Origin of the sequence: Kitasatospora sp. NPDC091257 (assembly GCF_044757675.1) — a bacterium.
Lineage (GTDB): Bacteria > Actinomycetota > Actinomycetes > Streptomycetales > Streptomycetaceae > Kitasatospora > Kitasatospora lactacystinica.
This window is the reverse complement of record NZ_JBIVVI010000472.1, coordinates 1-6,407: the sequence shown is the minus strand read 5'-3', so window position 1 is coordinate 6,407 and position 6,407 is coordinate 1. Positions and strand designations below refer to the sequence as shown.

The window sequence follows — 6,407 nt, the reverse complement described above, 5'->3', positions numbered from 1 at the left end:
CGCCGCGATCAAGAAGGTCCCCACCAGCGGTTCCACGCTCATAATGGGGGCCAGGGAGCACTGGGACAAGGCCCGCCGGGCAGCCGGAGGTGGTGGTCGTGATCGTCAGAATCTGGGCCGGGCAGGTCCTCGCCGATCGACTCGATGAGTTCTGCGCGCACCTGGCCGCCCAGGTGATCCCGGAACTCGGGCGGACCGACGGCTGCCTCGGCGGTGAGCTGCTGCGCTCGGTGTCCGAGGACCGGCACCGGGTGCTGGTGCTGAGCCGCTGGCGCGACGAGGAGGCCCTGCGCGGGTACGCGGGGCCGATGTGGCGGATCCGGCCGGTCTGGTCGGAGGGTGAGCTGAGCTACCTCGCCCACCCGCCGGAGGTCACCCACTTCTTGCAGATTGCCGCACCGGCCACGCTCTGAGCCGGGCTCTCACACCGACAGCGGCACCGAATGGATCTCGTCCGCCGGGTGCCCGGAGCGGTCGTGGACCCGCTGCACGGCTTCCTTGGACGGTGCGTCGGAGAGGCAGTACACCGTGCCCGATTCCGGGTCCGCCCAGGCCTGCTGGAAGTGGACGCCCTCCTCGCCCTGGATCGCCAGGTCGGCCGCGTGTGCCTGCTTGAGCTGCTCGGCCGTGATTCCGGCCATCCCGTGGTGGACGTCCATGAACTTCGCCATCGCCCTCGCCTCCGTAGCTTCGATGTGTCATCGGCAGGGCCCCGACTACCAGCCTCGCCCCGGCCGTCCGCCTGCGCCACCAGACCGCTGGGCCCGCGCCCGCGGACCGGATCGCGCGAGCGGCGGACGGCACCCCGCCGCGCATTCCCCGCACGCCCGTGAAACAGACCACAGGCACGGGGCCTCCCTGCCGTTGCGCCGACCGTGGCACAATGACGGCATCAAGCAGTGACGTTCAGCGCACTCCGGGGTCGGTGAAAATCCGAACCGGCGGTTACAGTCCGCGACCCGTCCGCAGCCAGCGGCCGGTTGACCAGGTGAAATTCCTGGACCGACGGTTAAAGTCCGGATGGGAGGCGTGCGCGGGCGGACGAAGAGCAGTACCCGTGGGTCCAGTGGCGGAGAACCGTCCTCCGGGCCCCGGTCAGGTGAACGACGGGAGCGGTGTCTCCCGTGCCGGGCGAGCGATCTCCCGGCGGCCTCGGCATCCCCGGCGACGGGTGGTGTCCCGGGTCCGTACGCCGGTGCCCGTCCGTGTCATCTCCCATGCCGCCCCGGAGTCCGCGCCCCAAGCGCGAGGAGAACCCGGGTGTTCACCGGCATCATCGAAGAGCTCGGCGAGGTCGTGTCGATCCAGGAGATCGGCGACTCCTCGCGGATCCGCCTGCGCGGCCCGGTGGTCTGTACGGGTGCCCGGCACGGCGACTCCATCGCGGTCAACGGCGTGTGCCTGACCGTCGTCGACGGCCCGGCGGAACTGGCCGCCGGAACCGGTGAGTTCAGCGCCGACGTGATGGCCGAGACGCTGCACCGCTCCAGTCTCGGCGAACTGGCGCCCGGCTCCCGGGTCAACCTGGAGCGCGCCATGGCGCTCGGCGACCGGCTGGGCGGTCACCTCGTCCAGGGCCATGTCGACGCCACCGGGCGGCTGTTGAGCCGCGAGCCCGGCGAGCGCGACGCGGCGGGCGACCTGCGCTGGGAGGTGCTGCGGTTCTCGCTGCCCGGGACCATCTCCCGCTACCTGGTGGAGAAGGGCTCGATCACGGTCGACGGCGTCAGCCTCACCGTGGTGGAGGCCGCGCAGGACAGCTTCACCGTCAGTCTCATCCCGGCCACCCTCGCGCTCACCACGCTCGGCGCCAAGGGCGTCGGGGAGAGCGTCAACCTGGAGGTGGACGTGCTGGCGAAGTACGTCGAGCGGCTCCTGGAGTCCCGCACCCTCCCGAACCTGCCGAACCTCTCCGGCCCGTCGGGCCTGTCCGACCCGTCCGAGCTGTCGTATCTGTCCAACCCGTCCGGCCGGCCGGTCGACGGAACCCCGGGGGAGTCCGAGTGAGCTGGCTCAGCGGCGAGGCGTTCACCGTCCTCGGCGAACACGTCAAGTGGGCCGACATGTTCGGCAACATCCTCGGCCTCGGCGGGCTCGCGCTCGGCTGGCGCCGCTCGGTCTGGAGCTGGCCGGTCCAGCTGCTGTCCGGCGCCGTGCTGATCGCGGCCTACTTCGGCGGCCACGTTCCCGGCCTGATCGGCAAGCAGCTGATCGTGATCGCCACCGCCGCCTGGGGCTGGGCGCAGTGGCGGCGGGGCCGCCGCGACAGCGGCACGATCGCCGTACGGTTCGCGAGTTGGCCCGAGCGGCTCGTGCTGGCGGCGGGCACCGCGGCCGGCACCGTCGCGCTCGCCCTGCTCTTCACGTCCTTCCCCAGCCTGTCCTGGAGCCCCTGGTCGGACGCCTACATCTTCGTCGGCACGCTGGCCGCGATGGTCGCCCAGGCCCGCGGCTGGGTGGAGTTCTGGTTCGCCTGGATCGCGGTCGACGCGGTCGGCGTGCCGTTCGCCTTCAACAGCGGCTACACCTTCTCCGGCCTCACCTACTCCGTCTACTTCGTCCTGGTGCTGCTCGGCCTGCGTTCCTGGTGGCTGAGCACCCGTGAGCCGCGCGCCAAGTCCGCCACCGTCCCGCAGGGAGCCACGGTATGACCGAGATGACCGAGAACCAGTCCAGCAACGGCGCCACCGGATCCGGGCCCGAACTCGTCCTCGACCCGGTCGAGCGGGCGATCGCCGACATCGCCCTCGGCCGCGCCGTGATCGTGGTCGACGACGAGGACCGCGAGAACGAGGGCGACATCGTCTTCGCCGCGTCCGCCGCGACCCCCGAGCTGATGGCTTTCACCGTTCGCTACAGCTCCGGCGTGATCTGCGCCCCGATGACCGGCGAGGAGCTGGACCGCCTCAAGCTCCCGCCGATGACCCAGGTCAACGAGGACCGCAAGGGCACCGCGTACACCGTCTCGGTGGACGCCCGCGAGGGGGTCGACACCGGCATCTCCGCCGCCGACCGCGCCCGCACCGTACGGCTGCTCTCCTCGTCCGGCACCCAGCCCGGCGACCTCACCCGTCCCGGGCACGTCTTCCCGCTGCGCGCCGTCGAGGGCGGCGTGCTGGTCCGCCCCGGGCACACCGAGGCCGCCGTCGACCTGGCCCGGCTGGCCGGGCTGCCGCCGGCCGGCGCGATCGCCGAGGTGGTCAACGACGACGGCAGCATGGCCCGGCTGCCCGAGCTGGTCGCCTTCGCCCGCGAGCACGGCCTCGCGATCATCTCCATCGAGGACCTGATCGCCTACCGCCGCCGTACCGAGCTGCACGTCGACCGGGCCGCCGTCACCGCCCTGCCCACCGCGTACGGGGAGTTCACCGCCGTCGGCTACAGGGGCACCATCGACGGCGTCGAGCACCTCGCGCTGGTGGCCGGCGGTCTGGACGCGCAGGGCCGGCTGCCGGACGACGAGGACGTCCTGGTACGGGTCCACTCCGAGTGCCTGACCGGTGACGTCTTCGGCTCGCTGCGCTGCGACTGCGGCCCGCAGCTGCAGGCCTCGCTGCAGCGGGTCGCCGCGGCCGGGCGCGGCGTGGTGCTGTACCTGCGCGGTCACGAGGGGCGGGGGATCGGCCTGGCCCACAAGCTGCGCGCGTACGAGCTGCAGGAGCGGGGGCGGGACACCGTCGACGCCAACCTGGACCTCGGCCTGCCCGCCGACGCCCGGGACTACAGCATCGCGGCCCAGATGCTGGTGGACCTCGGCGTCCGCTCGCTCACCCTGCTCACCAACAACCCGCAGAAGCTGACCGCGCTCACCGAGCACGGGCTCAAGGTCAAGGGGCGCGAAGCGGTCGAGATCGCGCCCGGCGAGCACAACCTGCGCTACCTGCGCACCAAGCGCGACCGGATGGGCCACGAGCTGCCCGGCCTCGATTCCTGACCCCGGCCCCGGGCCCTGACCACCCGCACCCGCACGACAGCCACCCGCACGACAGCCACCCGCACGACAGCCACCCGCACCCGCAGGACAGACAGAACGGACGAAGAGACATGAGCGGCCACGGAGCCCCCGAGCTGACCATCGACGGCGCCGCCGACCTCAAGGTCGCCGTCGTCGCCGCCCAGTGGCACGACACGGTGATGAACGGCCTGCTGGACGGCGCCCACCGCGCGCTCAAGGAGCTGGGCGTCACCGAGCCGACCGTGCTGCGGGTGCCCGGCACCTTCGAGCTGCCGGTCGCCGCCAAGCGCCTCGCCGAGCGCGGCTACGACGCCGTGGTGGCCCTCGGCGTGGTGATCCGCGGTGGCACCCCGCACTTCGACTACGTCTGCCAGGCGGCCACCGTCGGCCTCACCCAGGTCAGCGTCGACACCGGCGTCCCGGTCGGCTTCGGTGTGCTGACCTGCGACAACGAGGAGCAGGCGATCGACCGCGCGGGCCTGCCCGGCTCCGCCGAGGACAAGGGCCACGAGGCCGTCACCGCCGCCGTCGCCACCGCCGCGGTCCTGCGCGCGGCGCTCTGACGACGAACCGCCCGGTCCCGGAGCACGGACGTCCACTGGACTGTCCACGCTCCGGGACCGTTTACCGTCCGTCCGCCCGCACGCCGTAAGGTGGCCCCATCATGGCTTCGAAGACATTCGAGGAGCTCTTCGCCGAGCTCCAGCAGAAGGCCGCCACCGGCGACCCCTCGTCCTCCCGTACCGCGCAGCTCGTCCAGCAGGGCGTCCATGCGATCGGCAAGAAGGTCGTCGAGGAGGCCGCCGAGGTCTGGATGGCCGCCGAGTTCCAGTCGGACGAGCAGACGGCGGAGGAGGTCTCGCAGCTCCTCTACCACGTTCAGGTGATGATGATCGCCCGCGGACTGACGCTCGACGACGTCTACAAGTACCTCTAGACACCCCGCTCCCCAGAGCACACCCATCCTCCCAACAGGTAAGGAAGCAACCTCCCATGCTGCGCATCGCCGTCCCCAACAAGGGTTCTCTCTCGGGTCCCGCGGCGGAGATGCTCCATGAGGCCGGCTACCGCCAGCGGAAGGACCCCAAGGAGCTCGTCCTCGTCGACCCGAACAACGAGGTGGAGTTCTTCTTCCTCCGCCCGCGGGACATCGCCGTCTACGTCGGCTCCGGCCGCCTCGACGTCGGCATCACCGGCCGCGACCTGCTGCTGGACTCGCACTCCAACGCGGAGGAGGTGCTCGCCCTCGGCTTCTCCGGGTCGACCTTCCGCTTCGCCCGCCCCGAGGGCGTGGACGTCGAGGACGTCAAGGGCCTGGAGGGCCTGCGGATCGCCACCTCCTACACCGGCCTGGTCGAGCAGCACCTCGCCGACCACGGCGTGAAGGCGACGGTCACCAAGCTGGACGGCGCGGTCGAGACCGCGGTGCAGCTGGGCGTCGCCGACGTGATCGCCGACGTGGTGGAGACCGGCACCAGCCTGCGCAACGCCGGCCTGGAGGTGTTCGGCGAGCCGATCCTGATCTCCGACGCCGTGGTGATCCGGCCCAAGGGCGCGGGCGAGGACACGCGGGTGGAGCAGTTCCTGCGCCGCCTCCAGGGTGTGCTGGTGGCCCGCCGCTACGTGCTGATGGACTACGACATCCGCGCCGAGAACGTCGGCTCCGCCGTCGCGCTCACCCCGGGCCTGGAGTCGCCGACCGTCTCCCCGCTGCACACCGAGGGCTGGGTCGCGGTGCGTTCGATGGTGCTCCGCAAGGAGGCCCAGCAGATCATGGACGACCTGTGGGGCATCGGCGCCCGGGCCATCCTGGTCACCAACATCCACGCCTGCCGCCTCTGACCCGGGGGCCCGCCGCCCTCGAACCGCGCGTCCGGGTGACCTGCCCGTCGGCCCGCGGGTAAAGAACGGTTCAATGGGGCGGGGACGCCGACCGCGTCCCCGCCCCTCGTGCTGCCGCAATCAGAACCACCCCGGAGACCCCACGTGTCCACGCCGCCCGTCCAGTTCCCCGTCACCTGGGCGCCGCGCCGCACCCGCGCCGTGCTGCTGCCGGTCTGCGTGCTGCTGGTGGCGCTGTTCTCCGCGATGGCCGTGCTGCTCCCGGAGAACTGGCAGCTCAACGACCGGATCATGATGATGGCCAGCGGCGTCCTGTTCGCCGGCGTCGGCCTGATGCTGGCCCGCCCCCGGGTGAGCGCCGACGCGGAGGGCGTGACGGTGGTCAACTTCGTCCGCCGCCGCCGGCTCGCCTGGGCCGAGATCGTCCGGGTCAACTTCCGCCAGGGCGACCCGTGGGCCACCCTCGACCTCGCCGACGGCACCTCGCTCGCCGCGGTCGGCATCCAGTCCGGCGTCGGCAAGGACCGGGCGATCGCGGACGCCCGTGCGCTGCGCGACCTGGTCGAGCAGCACGCCCGGGTCTGAATCCGGACCCGCCCCCACCAGATCG

The 6,407-nt window shown here is 71.9% G+C and carries 9 protein-coding genes and 1 riboswitch; of the genes, 8 read left to right on the top strand and 1 reads right to left on the bottom strand.

Features of this window, described 5'->3' with window-relative positions; genetic code table 11:
• The first annotated feature begins 98 nt into the window (after nucleotides 1-98).
• The gene (locus tag ACIQOV_RS21880; RefSeq protein WP_401050838.1) at nucleotides 99-413 is read left to right on the top strand and encodes an antibiotic biosynthesis monooxygenase family protein; all 315 of its coding nucleotides are present in this window, start codon (nucleotides 99-101) and stop codon (nucleotides 411-413) included.
• A gap of 9 nt (nucleotides 414-422) precedes the next feature.
• Here ACIQOV_RS21880 and ACIQOV_RS21875 read toward each other — a convergent pair whose 3' ends face one another.
• Nucleotides 423-671 (bottom strand): SCO4226 family nickel-binding protein, encoded by a 249-nt coding sequence (locus ACIQOV_RS21875; RefSeq protein ID WP_380543954.1) that lies wholly within the window; start codon nucleotides 669-671, stop codon nucleotides 423-425.
• A gap of 237 nt (nucleotides 672-908) precedes the next feature.
• A riboswitch (FMN riboswitch) is annotated at nucleotides 909-1,036 on the top strand.
• A 224-nt stretch (nucleotides 1,037-1,260) separates the two neighbouring features.
• Here ACIQOV_RS21875 and ACIQOV_RS21870 point away from each other — a divergent pair.
• The 7 genes from ACIQOV_RS21870 to ACIQOV_RS21840 all read left to right on the top strand — a co-directional run bounded on the left by ACIQOV_RS21870 (nucleotide 1,261) and on the right by ACIQOV_RS21840 (nucleotide 6,382).
• Nucleotides 1,261-2,007, top strand: coding sequence for a riboflavin synthase (locus ACIQOV_RS21870; RefSeq protein ID WP_401050834.1), 747 nt, complete (start codon nucleotides 1,261-1,263; stop codon nucleotides 2,005-2,007).
• A 56-nt stretch (nucleotides 2,008-2,063) separates the two neighbouring features.
• Complete coding sequence (locus tag ACIQOV_RS21865; RefSeq protein WP_401050842.1) at nucleotides 2,064-2,651, top strand: nicotinamide riboside transporter PnuC; 588 nt, start codon at nucleotides 2,064-2,066, stop codon at nucleotides 2,649-2,651.
• 5 nt (nucleotides 2,652-2,656) lie between these two features.
• Nucleotides 2,657-3,934: a bifunctional 3,4-dihydroxy-2-butanone-4-phosphate synthase/GTP cyclohydrolase II gene (locus tag ACIQOV_RS21860; protein ID WP_401050841.1), complete on the top strand. Its 1,278-nt coding sequence runs from the start codon at nucleotides 2,657-2,659 to the stop codon at nucleotides 3,932-3,934.
• A gap of 110 nt (nucleotides 3,935-4,044) precedes the next feature.
• Nucleotides 4,045-4,518 (top strand): 6,7-dimethyl-8-ribityllumazine synthase, encoded by a 474-nt coding sequence (gene ribH / locus ACIQOV_RS21855; RefSeq protein WP_359898679.1) that lies wholly within the window; start codon nucleotides 4,045-4,047, stop codon nucleotides 4,516-4,518.
• 101 nt (nucleotides 4,519-4,619) lie between these two features.
• Nucleotides 4,620-4,892, top strand: a complete 273-nt coding sequence (locus ACIQOV_RS21850; protein ID WP_280685086.1) for a phosphoribosyl-ATP diphosphatase — start codon at nucleotides 4,620-4,622, stop codon at nucleotides 4,890-4,892.
• A 56-nt stretch (nucleotides 4,893-4,948) separates the two neighbouring features.
• On the top strand, nucleotides 4,949-5,797 hold the full coding sequence (gene hisG / locus ACIQOV_RS21845) for an ATP phosphoribosyltransferase (protein ID WP_380543962.1): 849 nt from the start codon (nucleotides 4,949-4,951) through the stop codon (nucleotides 5,795-5,797).
• 144 nt (nucleotides 5,798-5,941) lie between these two features.
• Nucleotides 5,942-6,382, top strand: a complete 441-nt coding sequence (locus tag ACIQOV_RS21840) for a PH domain-containing protein (protein ID WP_359898675.1) — start codon at nucleotides 5,942-5,944, stop codon at nucleotides 6,380-6,382.
• The last annotated feature ends 25 nt before the right edge of the window (nucleotides 6,383-6,407 follow it).